27 protein-coding genes are annotated in these 24,286 nt (G+C 66.9%); 11 read left to right on the top strand and 16 right to left on the bottom strand.

Features of this window, described 5'->3' with window-relative positions:
- Nucleotides 1–4: 4 nt before the first annotated feature.
- The 7 genes from ILP92_RS15830 to ILP92_RS15800 form a co-directional block, all read right to left on the bottom strand.
- Nucleotides 5–1,447 (bottom strand): formate dehydrogenase subunit gamma, encoded by a 1,443-nt coding sequence (locus ILP92_RS15830; protein ID WP_235971496.1) that lies wholly within the window; start codon nt 1,445–1,447, stop codon nt 5–7.
- 129 nt (nt 1,448–1,576) lie between these two features.
- Nucleotides 1,577–2,170 carry a formate dehydrogenase FDH3 subunit beta gene (gene fdh3B / locus ILP92_RS15825; RefSeq protein ID WP_198917389.1) on the bottom strand — a complete coding sequence of 198 codons (594 nt, stop codon included), beginning with the start codon at nt 2,168–2,170 and terminating at the stop codon, nt 1,577–1,579.
- 12 nt (nt 2,171–2,182) lie between these two features.
- On the bottom strand, nt 2,183–5,143 hold the full coding sequence (locus ILP92_RS15820; RefSeq protein WP_198917388.1) for a formate dehydrogenase subunit alpha: 2,961 nt from the start codon (nt 5,141–5,143) through the stop codon (nt 2,183–2,185).
- A 34-nt stretch (nt 5,144–5,177) separates the two neighbouring features.
- The gene (locus tag ILP92_RS15815; RefSeq protein WP_198917387.1) at nt 5,178–5,366 is read right to left on the bottom strand and encodes a twin-arginine translocation pathway signal protein; all 189 of its coding nucleotides are present in this window, start codon (nt 5,364–5,366) and stop codon (nt 5,178–5,180) included.
- Nucleotides 5,363–6,001, bottom strand: coding sequence for a TorD/DmsD family molecular chaperone (locus ILP92_RS15810; protein ID WP_198917386.1), 639 nt, complete (start codon nt 5,999–6,001; stop codon nt 5,363–5,365). The genes ILP92_RS15815 and ILP92_RS15810 overlap by 4 nt, the downstream gene beginning before the upstream one ends.
- Nucleotides 6,001–6,597 carry a DUF3306 domain-containing protein gene (locus tag ILP92_RS15805; protein WP_198917385.1) on the bottom strand — a complete coding sequence of 199 codons (597 nt, stop codon included), beginning with the start codon at nt 6,595–6,597 and terminating at the stop codon, nt 6,001–6,003. The genes ILP92_RS15810 and ILP92_RS15805 overlap by 1 nt, the downstream gene beginning before the upstream one ends.
- Nucleotides 6,594–7,172, bottom strand: coding sequence for a DUF3305 domain-containing protein (locus tag ILP92_RS15800; RefSeq protein ID WP_368667907.1), 579 nt, complete (start codon nt 7,170–7,172; stop codon nt 6,594–6,596). Before ILP92_RS15800 ends, ILP92_RS15805 begins: the two co-directional genes overlap by 4 nt.
- 188 nt (nt 7,173–7,360) lie before the next feature.
- Here ILP92_RS15800 and ILP92_RS15795 point away from each other — a divergent pair, with 188 nt between their 5' ends.
- Nucleotides 7,361–9,307: a 4Fe-4S binding protein gene (locus ILP92_RS15795; RefSeq protein ID WP_198917384.1), complete on the top strand. Its 1,947-nt coding sequence runs from the start codon at nt 7,361–7,363 to the stop codon at nt 9,305–9,307.
- Nucleotides 9,308–9,355: 48 nt separating this feature from the next.
- On the opposite strand, the gene ILP92_RS15790 is transcribed toward ILP92_RS15795, so the two are convergent.
- Genes ILP92_RS15790 through ILP92_RS15780 form a run of 3 tightly spaced genes read right to left on the bottom strand, consistent with a single transcriptional unit; the run spans nt 9,356 to nt 11,303 of the window.
- Nucleotides 9,356–10,054, bottom strand: coding sequence for a biotin/lipoate--protein ligase family protein (locus tag ILP92_RS15790; RefSeq protein ID WP_198917383.1), 699 nt, complete (start codon nt 10,052–10,054; stop codon nt 9,356–9,358).
- The gene (locus ILP92_RS15785) at nt 10,051–11,115 is read right to left on the bottom strand and encodes an Mrp/NBP35 family ATP-binding protein (RefSeq protein WP_198917382.1); all 1,065 of its coding nucleotides are present in this window, start codon (nt 11,113–11,115) and stop codon (nt 10,051–10,053) included. Before ILP92_RS15785 ends, ILP92_RS15790 begins: the two co-directional genes overlap by 4 nt.
- On the bottom strand, nt 11,112–11,303 hold the full coding sequence (locus ILP92_RS15780; RefSeq protein WP_198917381.1) for a DUF6494 family protein: 192 nt from the start codon (nt 11,301–11,303) through the stop codon (nt 11,112–11,114). The genes ILP92_RS15785 and ILP92_RS15780 overlap by 4 nt, the downstream gene beginning before the upstream one ends.
- An 88-nt stretch (nt 11,304–11,391) precedes the next feature.
- On the opposite strand from ILP92_RS15780, the gene ILP92_RS15775 reads away from it, so the two are divergent.
- A complete protein-coding gene (locus ILP92_RS15775) occupies nt 11,392–12,099 on the top strand; it encodes a hypothetical protein (RefSeq protein WP_198917380.1) in 708 nt (235 codons plus the stop codon).
- 61 nt (nt 12,100–12,160) lie between these two features.
- The gene (locus ILP92_RS15770) at nt 12,161–12,661 is read left to right on the top strand and encodes a DUF6505 family protein (protein WP_198917379.1); all 501 of its coding nucleotides are present in this window, start codon (nt 12,161–12,163) and stop codon (nt 12,659–12,661) included.
- Between the two features lie 154 nt (nt 12,662–12,815).
- Here the strand turns inward: ILP92_RS15770 and ILP92_RS15765 are convergent, their stop codons facing one another.
- The 6 genes from ILP92_RS15765 to folK all read right to left on the bottom strand — a co-directional run bounded on the left by ILP92_RS15765 (nt 12,816) and on the right by folK (nt 18,784).
- Nucleotides 12,816–13,841 (bottom strand): DUF3800 domain-containing protein, encoded by a 1,026-nt coding sequence (locus ILP92_RS15765; RefSeq protein ID WP_198917378.1) that lies wholly within the window; start codon nt 13,839–13,841, stop codon nt 12,816–12,818.
- A 364-nt stretch (nt 13,842–14,205) separates the two neighbouring features.
- Nucleotides 14,206–14,949: a pyridoxine 5'-phosphate synthase gene (locus ILP92_RS15760; protein ID WP_198917377.1), complete on the bottom strand. Its 744-nt coding sequence runs from the start codon at nt 14,947–14,949 to the stop codon at nt 14,206–14,208.
- Complete coding sequence (locus ILP92_RS15755; protein WP_198917376.1) at nt 14,942–15,604, bottom strand: DUF2062 domain-containing protein; 663 nt, start codon at nt 15,602–15,604, stop codon at nt 14,942–14,944. Before ILP92_RS15755 ends, ILP92_RS15760 begins: the two co-directional genes overlap by 8 nt.
- A 17-nt stretch (nt 15,605–15,621) precedes the next feature.
- Nucleotides 15,622–17,742, bottom strand: a complete 2,121-nt coding sequence (locus ILP92_RS15750) for a RelA/SpoT family protein (protein ID WP_198917375.1) — start codon at nt 17,740–17,742, stop codon at nt 15,622–15,624.
- Nucleotides 17,743–17,769: 27 nt separating this feature from the next.
- The gene (gene rpoZ / locus ILP92_RS15745; protein WP_198917374.1) at nt 17,770–18,123 is read right to left on the bottom strand and encodes a DNA-directed RNA polymerase subunit omega; all 354 of its coding nucleotides are present in this window, start codon (nt 18,121–18,123) and stop codon (nt 17,770–17,772) included.
- A gap of 76 nt (nt 18,124–18,199) precedes the next feature.
- Nucleotides 18,200–18,784, bottom strand: coding sequence for a 2-amino-4-hydroxy-6-hydroxymethyldihydropteridine diphosphokinase (folK, locus tag ILP92_RS15740; RefSeq protein ID WP_198917373.1), 585 nt, complete (start codon nt 18,782–18,784; stop codon nt 18,200–18,202).
- 107 nt (nt 18,785–18,891) lie between these two features.
- On the opposite strand from folK, the gene ILP92_RS15735 reads away from it, so the two are divergent.
- The 8 genes from ILP92_RS15735 to ILP92_RS15700 all read left to right on the top strand — a co-directional run bounded on the left by ILP92_RS15735 (nt 18,892) and on the right by ILP92_RS15700 (nt 24,276).
- Nucleotides 18,892–19,452: a LabA-like NYN domain-containing protein gene (locus ILP92_RS15735; RefSeq protein ID WP_198917372.1), complete on the top strand. Its 561-nt coding sequence runs from the start codon at nt 18,892–18,894 to the stop codon at nt 19,450–19,452.
- A gap of 204 nt (nt 19,453–19,656) precedes the next feature.
- On the top strand, nt 19,657–20,388 hold the full coding sequence (locus ILP92_RS15730; protein WP_198917371.1) for a helix-turn-helix transcriptional regulator: 732 nt from the start codon (nt 19,657–19,659) through the stop codon (nt 20,386–20,388).
- A gap of 62 nt (nt 20,389–20,450) precedes the next feature.
- Nucleotides 20,451–21,401: a 4-hydroxy-3-methylbut-2-enyl diphosphate reductase gene (gene ispH / locus ILP92_RS15725; RefSeq protein ID WP_198917370.1), complete on the top strand. Its 951-nt coding sequence runs from the start codon at nt 20,451–20,453 to the stop codon at nt 21,399–21,401.
- Between the two features lie 85 nt (nt 21,402–21,486).
- A complete protein-coding gene (locus ILP92_RS15720; RefSeq protein ID WP_198917369.1) occupies nt 21,487–22,098 on the top strand; it encodes a LysE family translocator in 612 nt (203 codons plus the stop codon).
- Nucleotides 22,095–22,541: a DUF3429 domain-containing protein gene (locus ILP92_RS15715; protein WP_198917368.1), complete on the top strand. Its 447-nt coding sequence runs from the start codon at nt 22,095–22,097 to the stop codon at nt 22,539–22,541. The genes ILP92_RS15720 and ILP92_RS15715 overlap by 4 nt, the downstream gene beginning before the upstream one ends.
- A complete protein-coding gene (locus tag ILP92_RS15710; RefSeq protein WP_198917367.1) occupies nt 22,538–23,137 on the top strand; it encodes a class I SAM-dependent DNA methyltransferase in 600 nt (199 codons plus the stop codon). The genes ILP92_RS15715 and ILP92_RS15710 overlap by 4 nt, the downstream gene beginning before the upstream one ends.
- 66 nt (nt 23,138–23,203) lie before the next feature.
- Entirely contained in the window at nt 23,204–23,662 is a 459-nt protein-coding gene (gene rnhA, locus ILP92_RS15705; protein ID WP_198917366.1) for a ribonuclease HI, read from the top strand.
- Complete coding sequence (locus ILP92_RS15700; RefSeq protein WP_198917365.1) at nt 23,659–24,276, top strand: trimeric intracellular cation channel family protein; 618 nt, start codon at nt 23,659–23,661, stop codon at nt 24,274–24,276. The genes rnhA and ILP92_RS15700 overlap by 4 nt, the downstream gene beginning before the upstream one ends.
- The last annotated feature ends 10 nt before the right edge of the window (nt 24,277–24,286 follow it).

The raw sequence follows: 24,286 nt of genomic DNA, 5'->3' as shown, positions 1-24,286 counted from the left end.
CCGATCACTCGGCCGGGGTGGCTTGCGCGCCGCCCGCCCCGCGTTCCTCGGCCTTCTTTTCCTCGGCCCAGATCGAGTGGTGCTGCTCGGCCCAGTTCTCGTCCACCTGGCCCGATCCCATGGCGTCGAACGCGCCCTCCATCCCGAGCGAGCCGATATAGATATGGGCGATGATGATCGTCATCAGCACGAAGGCGACGATGGCGTGCCACAGCTGCGACAGCTGCATTTCCTCGTGCGGGGCCAGGTTGGTATCCAGCGGTCCGAAGCCCAAAAGCTGCGGCAGGCCGATGGCGTTCAGCTTCTCGAAGGTGGGCGCGAACAGCTGCAGCTCGAACGGGAACAGCAGCGCCAGCCCCGACACCGAGATCGACGTGCCCAGCACGATCACCGACCAGAAGATGATCTTCTGACCGAAGTTGAACTTCTTGGCCGGCGGGTGGCCCTTGCCGATCAGCCCGCCGCCCTGCGCGATCCAGGTCAGGTCGGTGCGGTCGGGCAGGTTGTCCCAGACCCACAGCACGAAGATCATGACCAGCGCCAGCATGAAGGCCCAGGACACGTTGTCATGCAGCCATGCGGTGACCGCGGCGACAGACGCATATGCCTCGTGCCCGAAGGCCGGGATGAACACCTTGCGCCCGAACAGCGACAGCAGGCCCGTCAGGCCGAGGATTATGAACGACCCCGACAGCAGCCAATGCGCGAAGCGCTCGACACTGATGAAGCGGGTCAGCGTGCGGCCGTCCTTGCCGCCCTCGATGCGGACCCGGCCCGCCAGCAGGTAGAAGACGGCCAGCAGCCCGGCCATACCCAGCATCGCGATGCCGCCCCACTTGGGCAAAGGCCCTTCGCGAAACTGCAGCCACGCCATGCCACCGTCCTGGATCAGCACGTCCGCGGCCGGGCCGCGCGCCGTGACGGTCAGGTCCGCCGTGTCGTAGCGCATGGCGCGCCACAGCTCGGGGTCCGACGCGCCGCCCAGCGCCTCGAGCGCGCCCGATCCCGCACCGTCGTCGGTGGGGCCCATGCCCACGGCCTCGGCGTTGCTGCGGAAGCTGTCGTCGACGATCTCGCCGCGCTGGCGGGCCAGGATGTCCTGCAGCGTTTGCGCGCCCCCGGTGGCGGGCCGCGCCTGCACCGATGGCGGCGCGATCTCGGGCACCGCGGAGTCCGGCGGCCGCACGGACGAGCCGCCCTGCGTGCCAAAGCCTAGGGAATCGTCGCGCAGCGGCGTCTCCATGCTGACCTCGCCGGGCAGTTCGGGCGTGTCGGTGGTCGGCAGGATGTCACGCTCGGGCGACGGGGGCCGGACCGACGATGACCCCGACCCGGTGGTATAGGGCTGGTCCAGGTCCTTCAGCACCTGGTCGACCGACGCGTCCTGTGCCGTGGCGGGCAGCGACGCAAGGCAAAGCAGCATGAGAACGGAACGAAGCAGGTGCATGGGGCGGCTCCTTGGGGATCTGTCGCGCGGGGTATGCGGTATGTGTTCCGCCCCTCGGGGGGACGGGAAAGGAACGGCCCCGCACTTGCGCGCGGAGCCGTGCTGTCTTGGGCCATGGGCCGGGCGGGGTCAGCCGCCTTTCTGGTCGTAGGCCGTGCCCCAGCCCCAGGCGCCCGAGCCGAAGCCGCGCGCGACGACGCGCTCGCGGTAGATGTTGGCGACCGTGTCGCCGTCACCGGCCAGCAGGGCCTTGGTGGCGCACATCTCGGCGCAGATGGGCAGCTTGCCCTCGGCGATCCGGTTGCGGCCGTATTTCTGGAACTCGGCGCTGGAGTTGTTTTCCTCCGGGCCACCGGCGCAGAAGGTGCACTTGTCCATCTTGCCGCGGCTGCCGAAATTGCCCGCTTGCGGGTATTGCGGCGCGCCGAACGGGCAGGCGTAGAAGCAGTAGCCGCAGCCGATGCACAAATCCTTCGAGTGCAGGACCACCCCTTCTTCGTTCTGGTAGAAGCAGTCCACCGGGCAGACCGCCATGCACGGCGCGTCCGAGCAGTGCATGCAGGCCACGGAAATCGACCGCTCGCCGGGCTGTCCGTCCTGGATGGTGACCACCTTGCGGCGATTGATCCCCCACGGGACCTCGTGCTCGTTCTTGCACGCGGTCACGCAGGCATTGCATTCGATGCAGCGCTCGGCATCGACGAGGAACTTGGCTCTTGCCATCTTATCTTCTCCTTACGCCGCCCAGATCTTGCAGAGAGTCGCCTTCGTCTCCTGCATCTGGGTCACGCTGTCATAGCCATAGGTTTGGGCAGTGTTGCAGGACTCGCCAAGCACGATCGGGTCGGCGCCCTCGGGATACTTGCTCCGCCAGTCCTCGCCCTGGAAGTAGCCGCCGAAGTGGAAGGGCATGAAGGCCACGCCCTCGCCCACCCGTTCGGTGACCATCGCCATGACCTTGACCTTGCCGCCTTCGGGACCTTCCACCCAGACCTGGGTGCCATCGCGGACCGACAGGTTGTTGGCGTCGCGGGGGTTGATCTCGATGAACATGTCCTGCTGCAGCTCAGCCAGCCACGGGTTCGACCGGGTCTCGTCGCCGCCGCCCTCGTATTCCACCAGGCGACCCGAGGTCAGGATGATCGGGTAATCCTGGCTGAAATCGTTTTCCTGGATGGACTTGTACATGGTCGGCACGCGCCAGAACTTCTTGTCCTCGTAGGTGGGATAGTTTTCCACCAGGTCGCGGCGGTTGGTGTAAAGCGGCTCGCGGTGGATCGGCACGGGGTCGGGGAAGGTCCAGACCACGGCGCGGGCCTTGGCGTTGCCGAAGGGGGCGCAGCCATGCTTGATCGCGACGCGCTGGATGCCGCCCGACAGGTCGGTCTTCCAGTTCACCGATCCCGTCTTCTCCAGGTAGTCCGACGGGATTTCGCCGGTGAACGTCGTCTCGCCCACCACGCCATCGACACGGTCACGGAAGCCCGCGACATACTCGATCTGCGCCATCTCGTCGTCGGTCAGGTCGCCGTCCCAGCCCAGGTCCCGCAGCATCTGCATGGTGAACTCGGGGTAGCCGTCCTGGATTTCCGACCCGGCGCTCGCCACGCCTTCGGCCAGCAGGTTGTCGCCGTCCCGCTCGACGCCGAAGCGCGCGCGGAAGGTCAGGCCGCCCTCGGCCACCGGCATCGACATATCATACAGGTTCGCGGTGCCGGGGTGGTTCATCTCGGGCGTTCCCCAGGCAGGCCACGGCATGCCGTAGAAGTCACCGTCGGCCGGTCCACCCTTGGCGCGCAACGTGGTGCGGTCGAAGGTGTGCTGGTTCTGCATGTGCATCCGCATCCGCTCGGGGCTTTGCCCGGTATAGCCGATGGTCCACATGCCCTTGTTGAACTCGCGCGTCAGATCCTCGATCAGCGGCTCGTCGCCGTTGACCTCGATGTTGCGGAACAGGCGGTCCGAGAAGCCGAACTTGTCGGCGAACTTCTTTATGATGGTGTGGTCGGGCAGCGATTCGAACAGCGGCTCGACGACTTTCTCGCGCCATTGCAGCGACCGGTTCGACGCGGTGACCGACCCGTAGGTCTCGAACTGCGTGGACGCGGGCAGCAGGTACACGCCGTCCGTGCGGTCATGCAGGATCGCCGAAACCGTCGGATACGGGTCCACCACGACCAGCAGGTCGAGCTTTTCCATCGCCGTCTTCATCTCGGTCATGCGCGTCTGCGAGTTGGGCGCGTGGCCCCACAGGACCATGGCGCGCGTGTTCGCGGGCTGGTCCAGGTTCTCGGGGTCTTCCAGCACGCCGTCGATCCAGCGCGACACCGGAATGCCGTTCAGGTTGCGCATGGGCTGGTCGTTGTAGGTCGCTTCCGAGAAGCGCGACTTCAGCCAGTCCAGGTCCTCGTCCCAGACGCGGGCCCAGTGGCCCCAGGCGCCGTCCGACAGGCCGTAATAGCCCGGCAGCGTATCGGCCAGCACGCCCAGATCCGTGGCGCCCTGCACGTTGTCGTGGCCGCGGAAGATGTTGGTGCCGCCACCCGCGGTGCCCATGTTGCCAAGGGCCAGCTGCAGGATGCAGTAGGCGCGGGTATTGTTGTTGCCGTTGGTGTGCTGGGTGCCGCCCATGCACCAGATCACGGTGCCGGGGCGGTTGTTGGCCAGCGTGCGCGCCACGCGCTTCAGCTGGCTGCCGGGCACGCCGGTGACGTTCTCGACCGTTTCGGGGTCCCAGTTGGCGACCTCGGTGCGGATCTGGTCCATCCCCCAGACGCGGGTGCGGATGAATTCCTTGTCCTCCCAGCCGTTCTCGAAGATGTGGTAGAGGATCCCCCAGACCAGCGCGACGTCGCTGCCGGGCCGCATCCGCACGAACTCGTCCGCGTGGGCGGCGGTGCGGGTGAAGCGCGGATCGCACACGATCAGCGGCGCGTTGTTCTGCTCCTTGGCCTTCAGCACGTGCAGCAGCGACACCGGGTGCGCCTCGGCGGGGTTGCCGCCGATGATGAAGATGGCCTTCGAGTTGTGGATGTCGTTGTAGCTGTTGGTCATGGCGCCGTAGCCCCACGTGTTCGCAACGCCCGCAACGGTGGTCGAGTGGCAGATCCGCGCCTGGTGGTCGACGTTGTTGGTTCCCCAGTAGGCGGCGAACTTGCGGAACAGGTACGCCTGCTCGTTATTGTGCTTCGCACTTCCCAGCCAATAGACCGAGTCCGGGCCCGATTCTTCGCGGATCGACAGCATCTGGTCGCCGATCTCGTTGATCGCCTCTTCCCAGGAAATGCGCTGCCATTCGCCGCCGACCTTCTTCATCGGATACTTCAGGCGACGCTCGCCGTGGGCGTGCTCGCGGACCGCGGCGCCCTTGGCGCAGTGGGCGCCCAGGTTGAAGGGGCTGTCCCAGCCGGGCTCCTGGCCCGTCCAGACACCGTTCTGCGTCTCGGCGATCACCGTACAGCCGACCGAGCAATGGGTGCAGACCGACTTCACGGTCTGGACGGCGGTGTTGGCCGCGGTCTGCGCGGTGGCTTGCGTGACCGTGCCGCCGGTGGCGGCGATGGCGGCCAGCCCACCGATGGCCAGGCCCGATCCGCGCAGGAAGCCGCGGCGATCCACGCGGGTCTCGGACGCTTGCGCCAGGATGCCACCCGGCCGGGCGGTGCGCGATACGCCGTTTGTCTTTTTGCGAAGCATTAGGAACTCCTCCCCGAAAATTCGTTTGCCGCGCTCAGAAGCGGGCGCTGTCCAGATAGGCGCGGGTATGCGCGGTGTCCTGCATCTTGTCCGAGGACAGATCCACGGGCTGAGCGGCGGCGGTATCCGTGCCCGCGGCCACGGCCACGGCGGCGACGGGCGCGGTGCCCGCCAGTCTCAGAAACCCGCGACGGCTGGTGCCCTTCTCAGGTGTATCGCTCATTGGATCGCTCCTTCTTTCTGTGCGGAACCATCGCCCGCTGCCATCCGAAACGCTTCGCGTTCGATTTCCATGAAGACCCGCCCGACCGTGCCCAGCGATGCATAGAGCACCGATTTCCTGGCGGCTTCCAGATCCGCGTAGAAATGCACGGCCCAGGGGCCGATATGCTTGTTGAAAAACTGCTTCTGGACCTCGACCGGGGCGGGACGTCCGAACCGGCCCATGATCTGGCCCGCCATCATCTCCATCAGCGACGCGATGTTGTCCTCGGGCTCGAACACGTTGGGCGCCCGCGCGATCGAGCGCGCGGCCATGTCGGCGCGCAAGCTGGCCAGCGGCTTTTCGTTCAGGAACCCGGTCAGGTAATAGCTGGCATAGGGCAGCAATTCGCCGCGCCCCAGCCCGATGAAAAGCGCGTTGAACTCGGACACCACGGCCTTGGGCTTGCTGGCCTTGGCCACGCGCGCCAGCCCCGCGATGGCGCGGCCCAGATCGGTCTGGTCGTCGCCCGACAGCCCGGCGGTCTGCGCCAGCAGCATCTCGTTGGGGGGCGCGGCCAGCATCAGCCCCAGGTAGTTGTAAAGATCGGCCCGCAGGCGGTCTTCGGTGGCGATATCGTGAAGCGCCTGGCCCATCACGCCGCCCCCGTCTCGAAGCGGAAGGCCATGCGGCGCGGGCGGGCGGCGTCGGGCGCGTCCGCGACAGGCGCCTCAGGCGTGCCAGCCGTCTCATCAACCACAGCCGCGTCGGCGACCGTCACCGGCGCCTCGTCCGTTTCGTCCTCAGCCGCGTCCTCGACCACATCCGATGTGTCCTCGGCGCGCTCCTCGGCGTCGGCCAAATAGTCCAGATGCGCCTTCAATCCCTTGCCCACCTGGTAGGCCGTCTTCACCCCCGGCGCATCCGTGGCGGCGTTGGTGAAATCGCCGTCGTAATCGTTCAGCCCGTCCAGGCAGGCCAGCACCGGGTTCGACCGCCACAGGCTGCGCAGCGCCCGGCGGCGCAGGTATTCCGGCACGGACTTGGCCATGAAGGCCCGGACCTCTTCGCCCGAGCACACGGTTTCGGGCGCGGGCAGGCCCAGCTCGGACAGCACCTCGTCCTCGGGGCGCTCGGCCAGCGCGGCCTGTGCCTGGGCCGCATCACGCTCTTCGGACTGCGCGCGCGCGGCCTCGTCTTCGGCTTCGACCTTCGCGCGGCGGCGGGACCAGAAATCGCGTTCCGACTTCATTCGGCGGCCTCCAGCGTCGGGTCGCCCTCGTCGCGGCGGCGGGGCGCGCGATAGACATCGGTGGTCTGGGCGATTCGCGGATCGCCGCGCCCGTCCTCGACCCTATCCACGCGCGCCTTGTCGCGGCGGCGCTTGACGAAGGGCTCTTCCACGTGGTGACGGTCGATGAAATCCGCGATCACGCCGCGCAGGCTTTCGGGCATCGGCACGCGCTCGACCAGGTCTTCGCCGTTATCGGTGTAATCCTGCGCCTCGTAGGGGCTGGCGGTCACCAGCACCACTTCCAGCGGCGGGCAGCCCGCGCGGTGGCGCATGATGACGTAGATCGACGGCTCCTGCGCGGTCAGGTTGTGGATATAGGCTTCCGTCTCGCCCGCGTGCAGCGACATGACATGGGTGGCGGCGTGGTATTCCACCGCGTCGCCTTCCTCGCGCAAAACCTTCCAGTCGGCCTGACCCGCGCCCGGCAGGACGGCGACGGCCTTCCACGACCAGCGTGCCCAACGGGTCACGCCGGGCAGCCGCCTGACGACGACGCCCACGGGCAGCGAAAATGTTCGCTTGGTGTTTTGCACCACTCCTCCATCCAGCGTGCGGTCCGACCGGCCTTGGCGGGGCACGACGGTATACGTAAGCCATTGTCACCTAATCGGACCGGATGTCCAGCTACGACCTTGGTCGTAATTCACGGTTGCGTGCCTTGCGATTGCCGTCCGCGCGCTTTGCCCCTAGCGTGGCGTGCCGAAATTCGGGGAAAGCCGCCATGACGAAAACCATCCTGCTCTGCGATTGCCTGGGCTCCCAGAGCGTCGATCGCGACCGAATCGAAGCGGCGACCGGGCTGCCCTGCTCGAAAGTGCACCGGTTCCTCTGCGGCGAAGAAATCGGGGCGGCAGGCGCCGCCATGCAGGCGGGCGACGTCATCGTGGCCTGCGCGCAAGAGCGCGCGACGTTCCACGCGCTGGCCGAGCAACTGGGCACCCCCGAGCCTGCCTGCATCGACATCCGCGACCGCGCGGGCTGGAGCGACCAGGCCACGGATGCGGGCCCCAAACAGGCCGCGCTGATGGCCGAAGCCCTGCTGCCCCTGCCCGCGCCGCGCGTCATGGACGTGGTCAGCGAAGGCACCTGCCTGCTGATCGGCTCGGCCGACGTGGCCCTGCCCGCGGCCGAGCGGCTGTCGGGCACCCTGGCCGTGACCTGCCTGCTGACCGACGCGGCCGACCCGCCCGAAACCCGCGCCTTCGACGTGATCCACGGCACGGTGCGCGGCGCGCAGGGGGCGCTGGGGCAGTTCCGCGTGACGCTCGACGGGTTGCGCCAGGTGGTGGCGGGCGGCCGCGGCGCGCTATCCATGTCCGATCCGCGCGACGGGGCGCGGTCCGATTGCGATCTGATCGTCGATCTGTCCGGCAGCGCGCCGCTGTTCCCGGCCCACGAGAAGCGCGAAGGCTACCTGCGCGCCGATCCCGGCCGCCCCGACGCGGTGTCGCGCGTGGTCTTCGACGCGGCGCAGATGGTCGGCACCTTCGAGCAGCCGCTTTACGTCCGGGTCGAGCCCGCGCTCTGCGCCCATTCGCGCGCCGAGCAGACCGGCTGCACCCGCTGCCTCGACGCCTGCCCCACGGGCGCGATCGTGCCATCGGGCGATCACGTCACCATCGACCCGGCGATCTGCGCGGGCTGCGGCGCGTGCTCGTCGCTGTGCCCGTCGGGGGCCGTCAGCTACGACGCGCCGCCGGTGGACAGCGTGTTCCGCCGCCTGGCCACGCTGGCCCAGACCTATCGCGACGCGGGCGGCGCGGCCCCCCGCCTTCTGGTCGTGGACGCCGATTTCGGGGCCGAGATGATCGCGCTTCTGGCCCGCCACGGGACCGGCCTGCCCGCCGACGTGATCCCGTTCGAGATGCCCGCGCTCAACGCCTTCGGCCATGCCGAGGCGCTGGGCGCGCTGGCCGCGGGCTTCGCCGACGTGTCGCTGCTGCTCGCCCCCCGGACCGAGCGCCCCACGGCCGAGCACGAGGCCGCGCTGGCCTGCGCCATCGCCGGGCCGGACGCGCTGAAGCTGCTGGACGTGACCGACCCCGACGCCCTGCGGGGTGCCCTTGGCGCGGCGCCCGGCGTGACCCACGCCCCCGCCCTGCCGCTGGGCACCCGCCGCCAGATCACCCGCCTGGCCGCCAAGACCCTGACCGACGCCGACACGATCCCCCTGCCCGACGCCGCGCCCTACGGCGCGGTCCTGGTCGACACCGATGCCTGCACGCTGTGCCTGAGCTGCGTGTCGCTGTGCCCGTCGGGCGCGCTCGGCGACAACCCGGACCTGCCGCAGCTTTTGTTCCAGGAAGACGCCTGCCTGCAATGCGGGCTCTGCGCCAATATCTGCCCCGAGGACGCCATAACGCTGGAGCCGCGCCTGAACCTGACCGACACCGCGCTGACCCAGGTCGTACTGAACGAGGAAGAGCCCTTCGCCTGCGTCGAATGTGGAGCACTATTCGGCGTGAAATCCACCATCGAAAAGATCACCGAGAAGCTGGCGGGCAAGCATTCCATGTTCGCCAAGCCCGAAGCCGCGCGGATGATCCAGATGTGCGACACCTGCCGGATCGACGCGCAGTATCACTCGAAGGACAACCCCTTCGCGGCAGGCGAGCGGCCCCGCGTGCGGACCACGGCGGACTATTATACCGACCGCAAGGATCACTGAGAGCGGACGCTCAGGTATTTATGGAAAGATGAAGACGGGGGACGCGCCCTAATCCGCGACGTCCACCAGGGTGGCGAGCGGGATGGCGCGCGTGGCGGCGCCGGTCTTCAGCAGCATGGCGAAATCCTCGTCCACGCCCAGGAAGGTGCCGGCCTCATGGCCTTGGGTGATCTCGGTGTTCAGCCCGTGCGCCAGGCCGCGCCATTCGGCGTGCAGCGCGCGCAGGTCGCCGTCGGACCAGCGGTTGAGCCAGACCAGCGTGTGCCGCACCCAAGCCTCGACCAGCGCGTCGGGGTCCATGTCGCCGCAGCCCTCGGCGTAAAGCGCGGTGCGGTCCGGATCGCTGCCCGGATCGTCGCTGGCGGGCAGCATGTCCAGCGACAGGGTGACGATCAGCCAGTCTGGAATGGCGGCCGGATCGGCGGCGGGCGCCACCAGTCCCAGCGCGCCGCAAAGCCCGCCATTGACGCGGATCGCGCCGTCCCAGCCCAGGTGCACAGCGACCTCGGGCGGTGCCAGCGCGCCCAGCGCGTTCTGGAAGCCCACGGCGCAGACCGGCAGGATCTGGGCGGCGTGGGCCAGCGGGGTCTCGGGCGCGAAAACGATCGCCGCCTCGAGCGTGCCCGCGGCGCTGCCATGCACCACCGTGCCCCCGTCGCAGCCCGCGCGCGCCAGGGCGACGGCGTGCTCGCGCGGCGGGCCGTCCGCCGCCACGGAGGTGAATAGCGGCGGTAACGACAGGCTCATGCGATGCCGTCAGCGATCAGCCGTTTCGCGAGGTCGCGGAACACCCGGGCCTGGGGGCTGTCGGGCTGCGACACCACGATGGGCGCGCCGCCATCGGCGGCCTTGCGGATGTCCAGGTGCAGCGGGATCTCGGCCAGAAGCGGCACGCCCAGCTTTTCCGCCTCGGCCGCGACGCCGCCATGGCCGAAGATGTGTTCCTCGTGGCCGCAATTGGTGCAGATGTGGGTGCTCATGTTCTCGATCAGGCCGTAGATCGGCGTCTTCAGCTGGTTGAACATATCGATGCCCTTGCGCGCGTCCAGAAGGGCCACGTCCTGCGGCGTGCTGACCACGATGGCACCGTCCAGCCGCGCCTTCTGCGCGAGCGTCATCTGCACGTCGCCGGTGCCGGGCGGCAGATCCACCAGCAAAATGTCGAGTGCCCCCCACTGCACCTGCATCAGCATCTGCTGCAACGCGCCCATGAGCATGGGTCCGCGCCAGACCACGGCCTGGCCCTCGTTGGTCATCAGCCCGATCGACATCATCGTGACGCCGTAATTGCGCATGGGCAGGATGGTCTTGCCGTCGGGGCTGGCGGGGCGACCCGACACGCCCAGCATCCGCGGCTGCGACGGCCCGTAGACATCGGCGTCCAGCAGCCCCACGCGGCGGCCCTCGGCGGCCAGCGCGCAGGCCAGGTTGGCGCTGACGGTGGACTTGCCCACGCCGCCCTTGCCGGACGCGATGGCGACCAGGCGGTCGACGCCCGGCACCGGCTCGGGGCCCGCGGGGGCGGCCTTGCGCGCGCCTTTCAGGTCCGGCGGGGCCGAGGGCTTGGAATGGGCCGTCAGCACCACCGACACGGTGCCGACACCCAGCGCCTTCACGCGGGCCTCCGCATCGGCGCGCACCGGCTCGTAGGCCTGCGCGGCCGAGGGCGCGATTTCCAGCACGAAGCGCACCGCGTCGCCGTCGACATTCAGCGCGCGCACCACGCCCGCGGACACGATGTCCTGGCCCGAGGCCGGATCCTTGATGTCCTTCAGCGCCGCAAGGACGTCGTCGCGGGTGACGCTCATTCCCGGCCCTTGATCTTGCCGGTCACCACGTGCTCAAGATCGACGCCGTCGATGGTCAGCACCACCTTGGCGTTGAACACCTTGCCGGCCGTGTCGGCGTCGCGCATGGCCTCTTCGATGGCCTGCTGCGACGTGACGCCCACCTGCTTGAGGAATTTCCGCATCGACATGTTGAAATCTTCGTCCATCGCCGTCTCCCTGCGCGCTGAAAATGATCGTTGACCGGGGTATGCGCCCACCCCTAGCGTTGCAAGCGAAGTTTCGGTGAGGTCCGCGATGGTCCGGGTTCTGGCGCTGCTGGTGGCGTTGATCGGAAGCCCCCTGCACGCGCAGGAGGCGCAGGTCGCGGTGCCCGACGCGCTGGCCACGTCGGGGCTGGTCGACCACCTTCTGCCACGCTTTTCGCTGAAGACCGGGCTGCGCCTGCGCCCGGGCGACGCCAGCCCCGTGGCGCGGTTCGGCGACGCGGGCGCGCCGGTGATCGCGGGGCCCGACCGGGTCTGGGCTCTGGAAGTCCTGGCCCCCGAGGGCGAGCGCTTCGCGGCCTGGCTGCGCTCGGACGTGGGCAAGCGGACCATCGCGGGGTTCGGCGACGGGCAGTTCAGCGCCGCCACGGACGTGCGCAAGGCCAAGGCGGAAACGCGCGTCACGGGCGACGTGGACAAAGGCGCCCGGCTGGCGATGGACCTGTGCGGCCGGTGCCACGTCATCGACGACACCAACCGGATGAAGGGGCTGGGCTCGACCCCGTCCTTCGAGGTTCTGCGCACGCTGCCGAACTGGCAAGGGCGGTTCGAGGCGTTCTACGCGCTGGCCCCCCACGGCGCGTTCACCCAGGTCAAGGACGTGACCCCGCCCTTCGACCCGCGCCACCCGCCGCCCATCGTGCCGCTCGAAATGACGCTGGACGACCTCGAGGCCATCGCCGCCTTCGCGGGCACCCTGCCCCCGGCCGATCTGGGCGCCCCGCTGCAATCGCGCTAGGCGGCTTTGCATCCGGGCGCGGGCCGCGCTATCGGGGATGCAGACCGTCACGGAGCCCCCCATGAAACTTGCCCGCGCCATCCATTTCGACGAAAGCGATCAACAGGTGTTCCACAGCCCCGCGCGCACGGGCGAATGGTGCATCCCCGGCGGGTTCGAGTTCAGCGACTGGTCCCAGGGGGATCTGGTGGGCAAGGCGAAGCAGGCGTTTTCCAACGGCTGGCTGGGGATCGAGACGTTCGGCCGCGCCAGTTTCGTGGCGGTGACGCAGATCCAGCCGTCCGAGATCGAGGCGCTGGCCGACGCGCTGGCGCATCACTTCGCCAGCCATTACGGCGCGCCCTCGGTCGAGGCGGCGCTGCCGGTGGCCCGCGAGCAACTGAGCGACATGGCCGAGCTTTGCGAGGATCACGCCCCCAACACCCTGCTGGCCGTCAGCCGCGAGCTGACCGAGGCAGGCGTGCGCGAAAGCTTCCGCTCCATCGAGCCACCCGACGCCGACCTCACCCAATTCGCCATCCACGGCGACACCGACGGCCTCGAGCCCCCGGATTTGCGGTAGGGTCGGTTGCGCGGTGGTAGGTTTGGGGGCGCTTGTGAGAGCGGGTTGAAGTGAGTCTTGCGTTGCAAGTGGGAAAGTCTCGTTCCGGCCTATAACAGACTTGCACGCATCGCGCGGATCACGATTGATGGTAGCAAATCTTACCTAGACGCTTTTATCGAGCTCTTTGTTTCATATGTATGTCGACGATTAGTTCCGACATACCCCTTCCTATGTAGTAGGGGCTTTCGAGTGAGCCCAACCTATCTTTTAAGACATTTATCTCCGCGTTATCAGAGCTTCGTTGATTTACCCACAGCAATAGATCGGCAGCTTGCAATCCTGCATTGTCCACGGAAGGGAGGATCTCTAATTCTCCGATTTTATAATCTGCCAAGATTGCGTCCGGCCAGCTCCCATCACACGTGTCTTGAATGACAACGCCGCCAAAACATTGGTAAGTGTCTTGGAGCTCACTTCGAAATTCATCTTGCTTATCGTGAAAGAGAATTTCCGGCTTACTGCCAGTGTCTCTTGAAAATTCGTGGATGGCCTGAAAAAGTTGGGTAAATGCGATAACGTTAGGAGTATGCGCCTGATAACCCTTCCTTTTTCGAGTTGCGTTCATTGTAAAGCTACCCGGCGATTTGCGGGCAAACTTGAACGCTTCCTTCACAACGGACTTGAACGGCTTGGGATAACCAGCTGACGAAATAAAACTCTCGACTTCGCCAAGGGTGCAAATAACGCCATCTATATCATCAGCTAAATATGCGGTCCAAAATTGCTTTGCCGCTTTAAAATTGAGAGCATCATCCATCATAAGGCAAAGAATGTGTCTGTGCATTTCGTCCCAATACCACACTCCCGGAACTGCAGAATTTTCACCGGGATCAAATATCAAGTCGACCAGTTTCGTCGGAGCGACATAAGGCTTGTGAATCTGCATGATGTTGAAATTCCATTTATTTCCATCATCAAGCGTGTCTAAAATATTTTGCCCGAGCTCTGCAATTTCGTGGTCCTGCCACTGGTTCGCATGCAGCCTTTCCACTCCCTTTCTTTTAACAAACGGACCTATTACAGATTCGCATGGGTGACGAATATCATTAATGGACAGAATGCTCCCTAGTCGAAAAATTTCGTTTTTGTCAAATATGTTCCTTCCTGAGTGCCCAGTTTCATCAGTATATGCAAACATTCCACACTCCACTATTTCCTGATCGCGGCCTGCATGAAGAGCGAGTATCTGACAGCTCCAAGAAAGGCCGCAATCTAAGCGACTTCGAAAAAGCAAAAAGCGCCAGTATTCAATAATTAGTGTAGTCACTCAAAACCTTAGAAAACGTGAAATGCTTCAGAGACCAAGCATCTATCATTTTAAATCCCATCAGGCAGTCTATGCAGTTCATTGAATTTCGCAAATAACGTTAGCTTCGTATTGTTGGCATTCGTTTTCTTCGTAACAGTGCCTCCTTCCCGCCCCAAAGAACGTCGATGCTTAAGGCCGCAACGAACAGGCTCCCCCCATACCCGACCAACGCCCCTCAACGACGGGTCCCCACCTACCCCCGCGCGGTGTCCATGATTTCGCGCATCCGGGCGATGGCGGGCTCGAGGCCCAGGAAGATCGCCTCGCCGATCAGGAAATGGCCGATGTTCAGCTCCACCACCTGCGGCAGCGCGGCGATGGGCGGCACCGTGTCGTAGGTCAGGCCGTGGCCCGCGTGGACTTCCAGACCCAGATCATGGGCGAAGGCGGCCATGTCGGTCAGCCGCGCCACTTCCGCGGCCGCGTCGTCCATCCGGCCCTCGGCGAAGGCATCGCAATAAGCGCCGGTATGCAGCTCGACCACCTGCGCACCGATGCGCGCCGCGGCCTCGATCTGGCGGCAGTCGGCGGCGATGAAGATCGACACCCGGCACCCGGCCTCGGCCAGGGGCGCGATGAAATGCGCCAGCTTGTTCTCTTCGCGCGCGACCTCCAGGCCCCCTTCGGTCGTGCGTTCCTCGCGCCGCTCGGGCACCAGGCATACGGCGTGGGGCTTGTGGCGCAGGGCGATGGCCTGCATCTCGTCGGTGGCCGCCATCTCGAAGTTCAGCGGCACCGTCAGCGCCGCCATCAGGTTCTCGATATCGGCGTCCGAGATGTGGCGTCGGTCCTCGCGCAGATGCGCCGTGATACCGTCGGCGCCCGACGCCTCGGCCAGCTTCGCGGCGCGCACCGGGTCGGGCACACCGCCTCCGCGCGCGTTCCGGACCGTCGCCACGTGGTCGATATTGACGCCCAGTCGCAGGTGCTCAGCCATCGGTCGCTTCCTTCTTCAGGCGACGCGCGGCACTGGTCTGCGCGGCGCGGCGCTGCTTTTCGAACTTCTTCTTCAGCCGCTTTATGCGCGACTTCTGATAGGCCGCAATGACGGGGCGCGAAATCGCGTAGGCCGCCAGCCCCGCCAGCACGCCGGGGATGATGCCCCCGACCAGGTAGGGCAGGAAGACGCGGCTCATGAACAGGTCCAGCCCGTCGAACTCAACCGACCCGCCGGTCAGCAGCGCGTTGGCGTTGGTCCAAAGCTCGACCGACACCCGGCTGAAGGCGTCGAACGTCTCGTCCAGCGGCAGCGGGTGATCCTGGCCCAGCAGCTTGCTGCCCAGCCCCACCGATACGCCGGCGATGACCGGGAAGGTGATCGGGTTGCCCACGAAGGTGGCCAGCAGCGCCGCGACGATGTTGCCGCCCATCAGCCACGCCAGGCCCGCGGCCACCAGGAAATGCAGCCCGAAAAGCGGCGTGAAACTGGTGAAGACGCCCGCCGCGATGCCGCGGCTGATCTTGTAGGCGGGGTCCGGCAGGCGGCGCAGCCGGTGCACCATGTACAGGATCGCGCGCCACCACCCGCCGCGCGGGTACAGCCAACGCCCCATATGCGCCAGGGTCGATCTGGGCTTGCGCCGCTTGAACAAAACCGGTGTCGCCTTTCTCAGGGTTTGCGGTCGGGATTGCGCACCCGCGTGATCGTCGCGACATCCGCATCCGATTCCAGCGACAGCCGGACCGCGTGCATATGCTCCACGCTGCGCAGGTCTATATCGATCTGGACGCGATAGAAATCGGGTTTCTTGTCGCAAAACACCAGGTCCGAGATGTTGGCCTTTTGCGACCCGATCAGCGTGCAGATGCGCCCCAGAACGCCCGCGTCGTTGGTCAGGGTCAGCTCGAAGGTAACGGTATGCACCGCCGGGTGCGTGCCCGAATGCCAGTGCAGGTCGACCCAGCGGTCGGGGCGGTCTTCGAAATCAATCAGCGTGGGGCAGTCGATGGCGTGGATGGTCACGCCCTTGCCCCGGCTGGTGATGCCGACGATGCGCTCGCCCGGGACCGGCTGGCAGCATTGCGCCCGCGCGAAGGCCTGGTCGCCCTCGAGCCCCACGATCGCGGCGCCGGCCTCGATCTCGTCGCCCTTGACCAGCACCAGCTCGGGGAACAGCACCTCGATCACCCGGCGCGCCTGCAGCTCGGCCGAGCCGAGCCGGGCCAGCAGCTCGTCGCTGTCGGGGATGTTCAGCAGCCGCGCTGCGGTGCCCAGCGCCTTGTTGGTCAGCCGCTTGCCCGCCGCATCGAAGGCCACGCGCGCCAGCTCGTTGCCCAGCCGGATGAACTTGTCGCGGTCGGCGGCGCGCAGCGATTTGCGGATCGCGGTCTTGGCGCGCCCGGTGGCCACGATGTCCATCCACGTCGATTGCGGGCGCTGGCCCTCGGCGGTCAGGATCTCGACGCTCTGCCCGTTCCTCAGCCGCGTCCAGAGCGGGACGCGCACGTGGTCGACCTTGGCGCCCACGCAGGCATCGCCGATGCGCGTGTGGATGGCATAGGCGAAGTCCAGCGGCGTGGCGCCCTTGGGCAGCTTCACCACCTCGCCCTGGGGCGTGAAGCAGAAGACCTGGTCCTGGTACATCTCCAGCTTCACAGCTTCCAGGAACTCGTCGTGATCCTCGGCGCTGTCGAATTGCTCGTTCAGCGTCGCGATCCAGCCCGCGGGATCGACGGCGAACGGGTTCACCGCCCGCTCGCCATCGCGATAGGACCAGTGCGCCGCGACGCCGCTTTCGGCCACCTCGTGCATCTGGCGGGTGCGGATCTGCACCTCGACCCGCTTGCCGTCGCGGCCCGACACGGTCGTGTGGATCGAGCGGTAGCCGTTCGACTTGGGCTGGCTGATGTAATCCTTGAAGCGGCCCGGCACGGCCCGCCAGCGCTGGTGGATGGCGCCCAGCACGGCGTAGCAGGCGGCTTCGTCGGCGACGATGACGCGGAAGCCGTAGATGTCGGACAGGCGCGAGAAGCCGATCTTCTTCTCTTCCATCTTGCGCCAAATGGAAAACGGCTTCTTGGCGCGGCCGTGCACTTCGCCGTCCAGGCCGATCCGGTCCAGCTCGGCGCGGATATCGGATGTGATCTTGTCGATCACGTCGCCCGATTCGCGCTGCAGGGTGATGAAGCGGCGGATGATCGAATTGCGGCCCTCGGGGTTCAGCACGCCGAAGGACAGGTCCTCCAGCTCTTCGCGCATCCACTGCATGCCCATGCGGCCCGCCAGCGGCGCGTAGATGTCCATCGTCTCGCGGGCCTTGCGCATCTGGCCCTCGGGCCGCATGGACTTGATGGTGCGCATGTTGTGCAGCCGGTCGGCCAGCTTGACCAGGATCACCCGCATGTCCCGGCTCATCGCCATGAACAGCTTGCGGAAATTCTCGGCCTGCTTGGTCTCGTTGGAATTCAGCTGCAGCTTGGTCAGCTTGGTGACACCGTCCACCAGCTCGGCGATCTCGGTGCTGAACTTCCGGGCGATATCGTCATGGGACGCGCGCGTGTCCTCGACCGTGTCGTGCAGCAGCGCCGTCACGATGGTGGCGTCGTCCAGCTGCTGGCCCGCAAGGATATGGGCGACCGCCAGCGGATGCGTGATGTAGGGCTCGCCCGAATGGCGATACTGGCCCTGATGCATCTCGGACCCGAACGCATAGGCGCGCGCGATCAGGTCGTCGTCGCTTTTGGGATGGTATTGCTTGATGCGGGCGATCAGGCCGGAGATGTCGTCCATTCGGCCTGCCGCCCGCGTCCCGTCGTGTTACTGCTGGCCTTGCGCTTCCATCAGCGCGCGCAGCAGTTTTTCTTCGCTCATGTCGTCGTCGGCGGGCTTGTCCTGCTCGGCGCCCATCAGCAGCGCCATCGCGTCCTCTTCGGGCTCGTCGACCTCGATCTGGGTCTGGTGCGATTCGATCATCCGCTCGCGCAGGTCATCGGCAAGCTGCGTCTCTTCGGCGATCTCGCGCAACGACACGACGGGGTTCTTGTCGTTGTCGCGGTCGACCGTGGGGGTCGAGCCTGCCGCGATTTCCCGCGCACGATGGGCGGCCAGCATCACCAGCTCGAAGCGGTTGGGCACTTTGTCGACGCAGTCTTCTACGGTCACGCGGGCCATGGGGCACCTCTTGATCTCGAATGTGTAAGGGGCCTGCCTTAGACGATGACAAAAGGATTGACAAGTCGCGAATCCGCTAGTCCGGGTCGGAAATCGGCCGGATCGCGGCCACGTCGCCCGCGGGCAGGCGGGCCAGCATCCCTGCCACGTCAAGGCCCAGCACCGGGTGACGCCAATCGGGCGCGATCTCGGCCATCGGCACCAGCACGAAGGCGCGCTCGTGCAGGCGCGGATGCGGCAGAATCGGCTGATCTGGCGCCTCGCGTTTCTGCCGCTCGAACGGCAGGTCGTGCCAGTGCAGATACACCTCGCGGTCCGGCACCACCCTGTCGCCCAGCGCCAGCAGGTCCAGATCGATCGTGCGCGCGGCCCAGCGCCCGTCGCGCGCCCGGCCCAGTTCGGCCTCGACGGCGTGCAGGTGGGCCAGCGCCCGATCGGCGTCCAGCGCGGTCTGGAACAGCGCCACCGCATTCACGAAATCGGGACCGGATCCGGCCGGAAACGCGGGGGTCCGCATCAACCGGCTGACGCGCTGCAACCGGAATGCTTTCGTGTCAAGAAGATGCAAGGCGGCAAGCAGCATTTGTGCCGGTTTTCCGGCATTGCCGGGCAGATTGGCGCCAAGCGCCACAAAAGCATGCCGTTGCGTCACATCTGTCATGGATTATTGCGCCGAAGTGTCAGAAGGTTATGTAGCCGGTCGGAACGGGCGCGACACTTTGGCAGTGATGGCCCAAACTCCCGCGGGAGGCTATTCGAGGATCTATCATGTTTTATCGCGACGAACGTTTGGCACTTTTCATTGACGGATCAAACCTCTACGCCGCGGCGAAATCCTTGGGCTTCGATATCGACTACAAGTTGCTCAGACAGGAATTCATGCAGCGTGGCAAGCTGCTGCGTGCGTTTTACTACACCGCCCTGCTGGAGAACGACGACTATTCCCCGATCCGCCCGCTGGTGGACTGGCTGCACTACAACGGCTTCACCATGGTCACCAAGCCGGCCAAGGAATTCACCGACAGCCAGGGCCGCCGCAAGGTGAAGGGCAACATGGATATCGAGCTGGCGGTCGACGCCATGGAGCTTGCGCCGCGCGTCGATCACATCGTGCTGTTCTCGGGCGACGGCGATTTCCGCCCGCTGGTCGAATCGCTGCAGCGCGCGGGCGTGCGCGTGTCGGTGGTCAGCACCATCCGCAGCCAGCCGCCCATGATCGCCGACGAGTTGCGCCGCCAGGCCGACAACTTCATCGAGCTCGAAGAGCTGCGCGAAGTGATCGGACGCCCGCCGCGCGAAGACCAAAGCCCCCGCGCCGTCAACAACTGAACCCTCGCATCCACGCCCCCATCGTGACCCCGGCCCGAAAAATCAGGGGGCGCCCCGATGACGACGCAACCGGACACCCCCGTCTGAAATAACCGCGCGTGCAAGCGGAACAGGCAATACTGACCCCGGCGGCGATACAATTTTTCGACTTTATCTTTTGGTCAATTCCTCCAACATCCCCCCAGACAGGGGGGAAGGGGTTCCATGCCTTTGGATCGGATCGACCAGATCGAGCGCAGCACCAGTGCGGCCGATCTCTGGGACGCCACGCTGTCGGCGCTGGCCGACGAGGGGCTGGATTTCGCCATCTACCTGACCGCCAACGCCGAGAACCGCGACGCGCAGCTGATGACGAACCTGCCGACGCTCTACGACATCTCCGCCCCCGAGGACGATCCGTTCCTGCAGCATTGCTGCCGCTCCTACGAGATCACGAAGACCGGCGCGGCCTACATGGAAGACTACCCCTACCTCAACGCAAGGGCGCGCAGCTTCATCCTGTCGGCGCGCGAGCACGGCTTCCAGTCGGGCATGGCGATCCCGGTGCGGCTGGAAGGCTCGCCGCGCTTCGGCGGCTTTAACCTGGGCTCGCGGCTGGACCGCGACGCGTTCGAGACCCGCATCTGGCCCCACCGCGAACGCATCCGCTTCTCGTGCCTGATCGTGCATCGCCGCATGGAAGAGCTGGCCCGCAGCCCCGGCCCCGATACCGGGTTCCGCGAATTGCTGATCGCGCCGCAAAGCGACCCGCTGTCGCCGCTCAGCCCGCGCGAGAAGGAAATGATCTACCTTTTGGCGCGCGGCCTCAGCCGCAAGGAATGCGCGCGGATGTGCGACATAACGCCCAACACGGCCAACGAATACATCAAGAGCGCCTATCGCAAGCTGGGCGTGCGCAACAAGGTCGAGGCCGCGCGGCTCATCAACTCGCTCTGACCTCTGGAATTCGGCGGCGCGCAACTTTAGGTGATACGCACTGACCGCCGGAGATCCCCCGAATGACCAAGCCGCCCCTCACGCTCTACCTCGCCGCGCCGCGCGGCTTCTGCGCGGGCGTGGATCGCGCCATCAAGATCGTCGAGATGGCCTTGCACAAATGGGGCGCGCCGGTCTTCGTCCGCCACGAGATCGTGCACAACAAGGTCGTCGTGGACACCCTGCGCGAGAAGGGCGCGGTCTTCGTGGAAACGCTGGACCAGGTGCCCAACGACCGCCCGGTGATCTTCTCTGCCCACGGCGTGCCCAAGGCGGTCCCGGCCGAGGCACGGCGCCGCGACATGGTCTTCGTCGACGCCACCTGCCCGCTGGTCAGCAAGGTCCATATCGAGGCCGAGCGCCACCACGCCAACGGCCTGCAGATGGTGATGATCGGCCATGCGGGCCACCCCGAAACGCTGGGCACCATGGGCCAGCTGCCCCCCGGCGAGGTGCTGCTGGTCGAAACCGTGGACGACGTGGCGGGGCTCGAGCCGCGCGATGCCGACAAGCTGGCCTTCATCACCCAGACGACGCTCAGCGTGGACGACACCGCCCATATCGTGGCCGCGCTGAAGGCGCGCTTCCCGGCCATCGTCGGGCCGCACAAGGAAGATATCTGCTACGCCACCACCAACCGCCAGGAAGCGGTGAAGGCCATGGCGCCCGACTGCGACGCGATGCTGGTGGTGGGCGCGCCCAACTCGTCCAACTCCCAGCGCCTGGTCGAGGTCGGCACCCGCGCGGGCTGCCCCTACGCCCAGCTGGTGCAGCGGGCCAGCGACATCGACTGGCGCGCGCTCGACGGCATCCGCTCGGTCGGCGTGACCGCCGGCGCCTCTGCCCCCGAAGTGCTGGTGAATGAGGTCATCGACGCCTTCCGCGCCCGCTACGACGTGACGGCGCAGCTGGTGGAAACAGCCGTCGAGACCGTCGAGTTCAAGGTGCCCCGCGTGCTGCGCGAACCCGCCTGAACACGCGGCCCGACAGCTCACCGATTGGCATCGCGCGCGTCCACGCTATGATTTCCGTAACCATTTCCGGATTAAGGTGACGCCCGTGTCGTACCAGTTTCTTCTGACCGCTTTCGTCGTCGTGATCGCCCCGGGCACCGGGGTGATCTACACGCTTGCCATCGGCCTGGGCCAGGGGCGGCGCGCGGCGCTCTGGGCGGCGCTGGGCTGCACCTTCGGGATCGTGCCGCACCTGCTGGCCGCGACGCTGGGCCTTGCGGCGCTGCTGCATACCAGCGCGCTGGCCTTCCAGATCGTGAAATTCGCGGGCGTGGCCTACCTGCTCTACCTCGGCTGGCAGGCGCTGCGATCGGGCGGCGCGCTGAACGTGGCGGCGCGGGACGGCTCGGATCCCGGCCCCCGCATCGCCCGGCGCGGCGCGCTCATCAACATCCTGAACCCCAAGCTGTCGCTGTTCTTCCTGGCGCTGCTGCCGCCCTTCCTCTCGGGCACCCCCGCCACCGCCACGGCCGAGATGCTGGTCCTGGGCGCCGTCTTCATGGCCATGACGCTGGCCGTCTTCGCGCTCTACGGCGTGGCCGCCGCACAGGTCCGCGCCCGCGTCCTGTCGTCCGAGCGGGCGCTGCGCTGGCTGTCGCGCGGCATCGCCGCCACCTTCGCAGCCCTGGCCGGTCGGCTGGCGGTCGAGCGCGCATGACCATCCCGCGCGCCCCCCTGCTGCTGGGCCTCGCGGGCCTCCTGCCGTTCCTGTGGGGCGTGGCGACCATGCTGCTGCCCGACCTCGGCACCTGGGCCGCGCGCGCCATCGGCCCGCGCTTCGTCGGGCCCTACGTGCAGTTGGCCTACGGCACGGTGATCCTGTCGTTCATGTCCGGCGTGCTCTGGGGCTTCGCCACCCGCGCGACCGGCGCCATCGCCGCCAGCGGCTACGCGCTGTCGACGGTGCCCGCGCTCTGGGCCTTTTTCCTTGTCGGCGGCGGACCGGTCTCGGCCGCGATCTACCTGGCCCTGGGCTTCGCGGGCATCCTGGCGCTGGACCTGCTGTTCTGGCGGCAGGACCTCGCGCCGCCCTGGTGGATGCAGCTGCGGCTGCTGCTGACCGCCATCGTCGTCCTGTCGCTGCTGCCGATCATCCTGTGACCGCCGATCCGCAAACCCTGGCGACCTACGCCAAACGGGCCGAGGAATACGCCGACGTCATCAGCCGCGCCGGGCCCGACGCCGACCTGCTGGCCTTCATGGACGCGCTGCCGCCGGGCGATGCGCCCGTGCTCGACTGGGGCTGCGGGCCGGGCAACAGCGCCGCGATCATGGTCTCGCACGAGATCGACGTCGACGCCACCGACGCGTCGCCCGAAATGGCCGCCGTCGCCGCGGGCCTGGGCGTGGACGTGCGCATCGAACCCTTCGACGCGCTCGACCCCGCGCCGCGCTACCGCGGGATCTGGGCCAATTTCGCCCTGCTCCACGCCCCGCCCGACGTGGTGCCGGACCTGGTCGCGCTGGCAGGCCGCGCTCTTCTGCCCGGCGGCGTGCTGCACCTGGGCATGAAGCAGGGCAGCGGCTCGGCGCGCGACCCCATCGGGCGCTATTTCAGCTACTGGCAGCCGGACGACTTGGACCGCATGACCCGCGCCGCCGGTCTGACCCCGTTCCGCACCCGGCTGGGCGAAGGCAACGGGCTCGACGGCCGGATCGAGCCCTTCGTGATCCATCTCAGCCGCAAACCGGCCTGAGCGAGCCATTTACCCCGGTCCGCGCTTCGGTCTAGAAGCTGGTCCACGCCACGACGAAAGCCCCCCATGACCAAACTCATCGCCTATACCGACGGCGCCTGCTCGGGCAATCCCGGCCCCGGCGGCTGGGGCGCGCTCCTGCAGGCCAGGGACGGCGACCGGGTCGTGAAATCGCGCGACCTGAAGGGCGGCGAGCCGCAGACCACGAACAACCGGATGGAGCTTCTGGCCGCCATCAACGCGCTGGAAAGCCTGTCGCGCCCGTCCGCCATCACCATCGTCACCGACAGCCAATACGTGAAGAACGGCGTGACCGCCTGGATCCACGGCTGGAAGCGCAACGGCTGGAAGACCTCGGCCAAGAAGCCTGTGAAGAACGAAGACCTGTGGAAGCGGCTCGACGCGGCCCAGCAACGCCACGACGTGACGTGGGAATGGGTCAAGGGCCACGCGGGCCATCCGGAAAACGAACGCGCCGACGAACTGGCCCGCGCCGGCATGGCCCCGTTCAAGACCGGCAAATGACGGCGCTGGCCTTTCTCGACTACGCGTCGGTGTTCATCTTCGCGCTGACCGGCGCTTTCGCCGCCAGCCGGGCGCAGCTCGACATCGTGGGCTTCGTGTTCCTGGCCAGCCTGGTGGGGATGGGCGGCGGCACGATCCGCGACCTGCTGCTCGACCGCCCGCCGCTCTGGATCACCGATCCCACCTACCTTGGCGTGGCGGCGGTGGCGGCGGTGCTGGTCTTCTTCCTGGCGCACCTGGTGGGCAGCCGGTTGCGCTGGCTGGTCTGGCTCGACGCCTGCGCGCTGTCGGTGGCGGTGCCCGCGGGCTTCGCCGTGGCGCTGGCGACCGGACAGCCCTGGCCCATCGTGCTGCTCATGGGCGTGGTGACCGGCACCTTCGGCGGCCTGATGCGCGACGTGGTCGTCAACGACGTGCCCGTGGTGCTGGTGCAGGGCGAGCTCTACGTGACCGCCGCCGCGGCGGGCGGGATCGCGGGTCTGGCCGCGCTGAGCATCGGCGACGCCTCCTTCGCCCTGCTGATCTGCGCGCTGACCACGCTGATCCTGCGCGCCGGATCGCTGCGCTTCGGCTGGTGCCTGCCCACCTACAAGTCGCGCGCCCCGCGCCGCTAGGCCCGCGCCG

Origin of the sequence: Palleronia pontilimi (genome assembly GCF_016412875.1) — a bacterium.
Lineage (GTDB): Bacteria > Pseudomonadota > Alphaproteobacteria > Rhodobacterales > Rhodobacteraceae > Palleronia > Palleronia pontilimi.
This window is presented reverse-complemented; position numbering and strand designations above follow the sequence as displayed.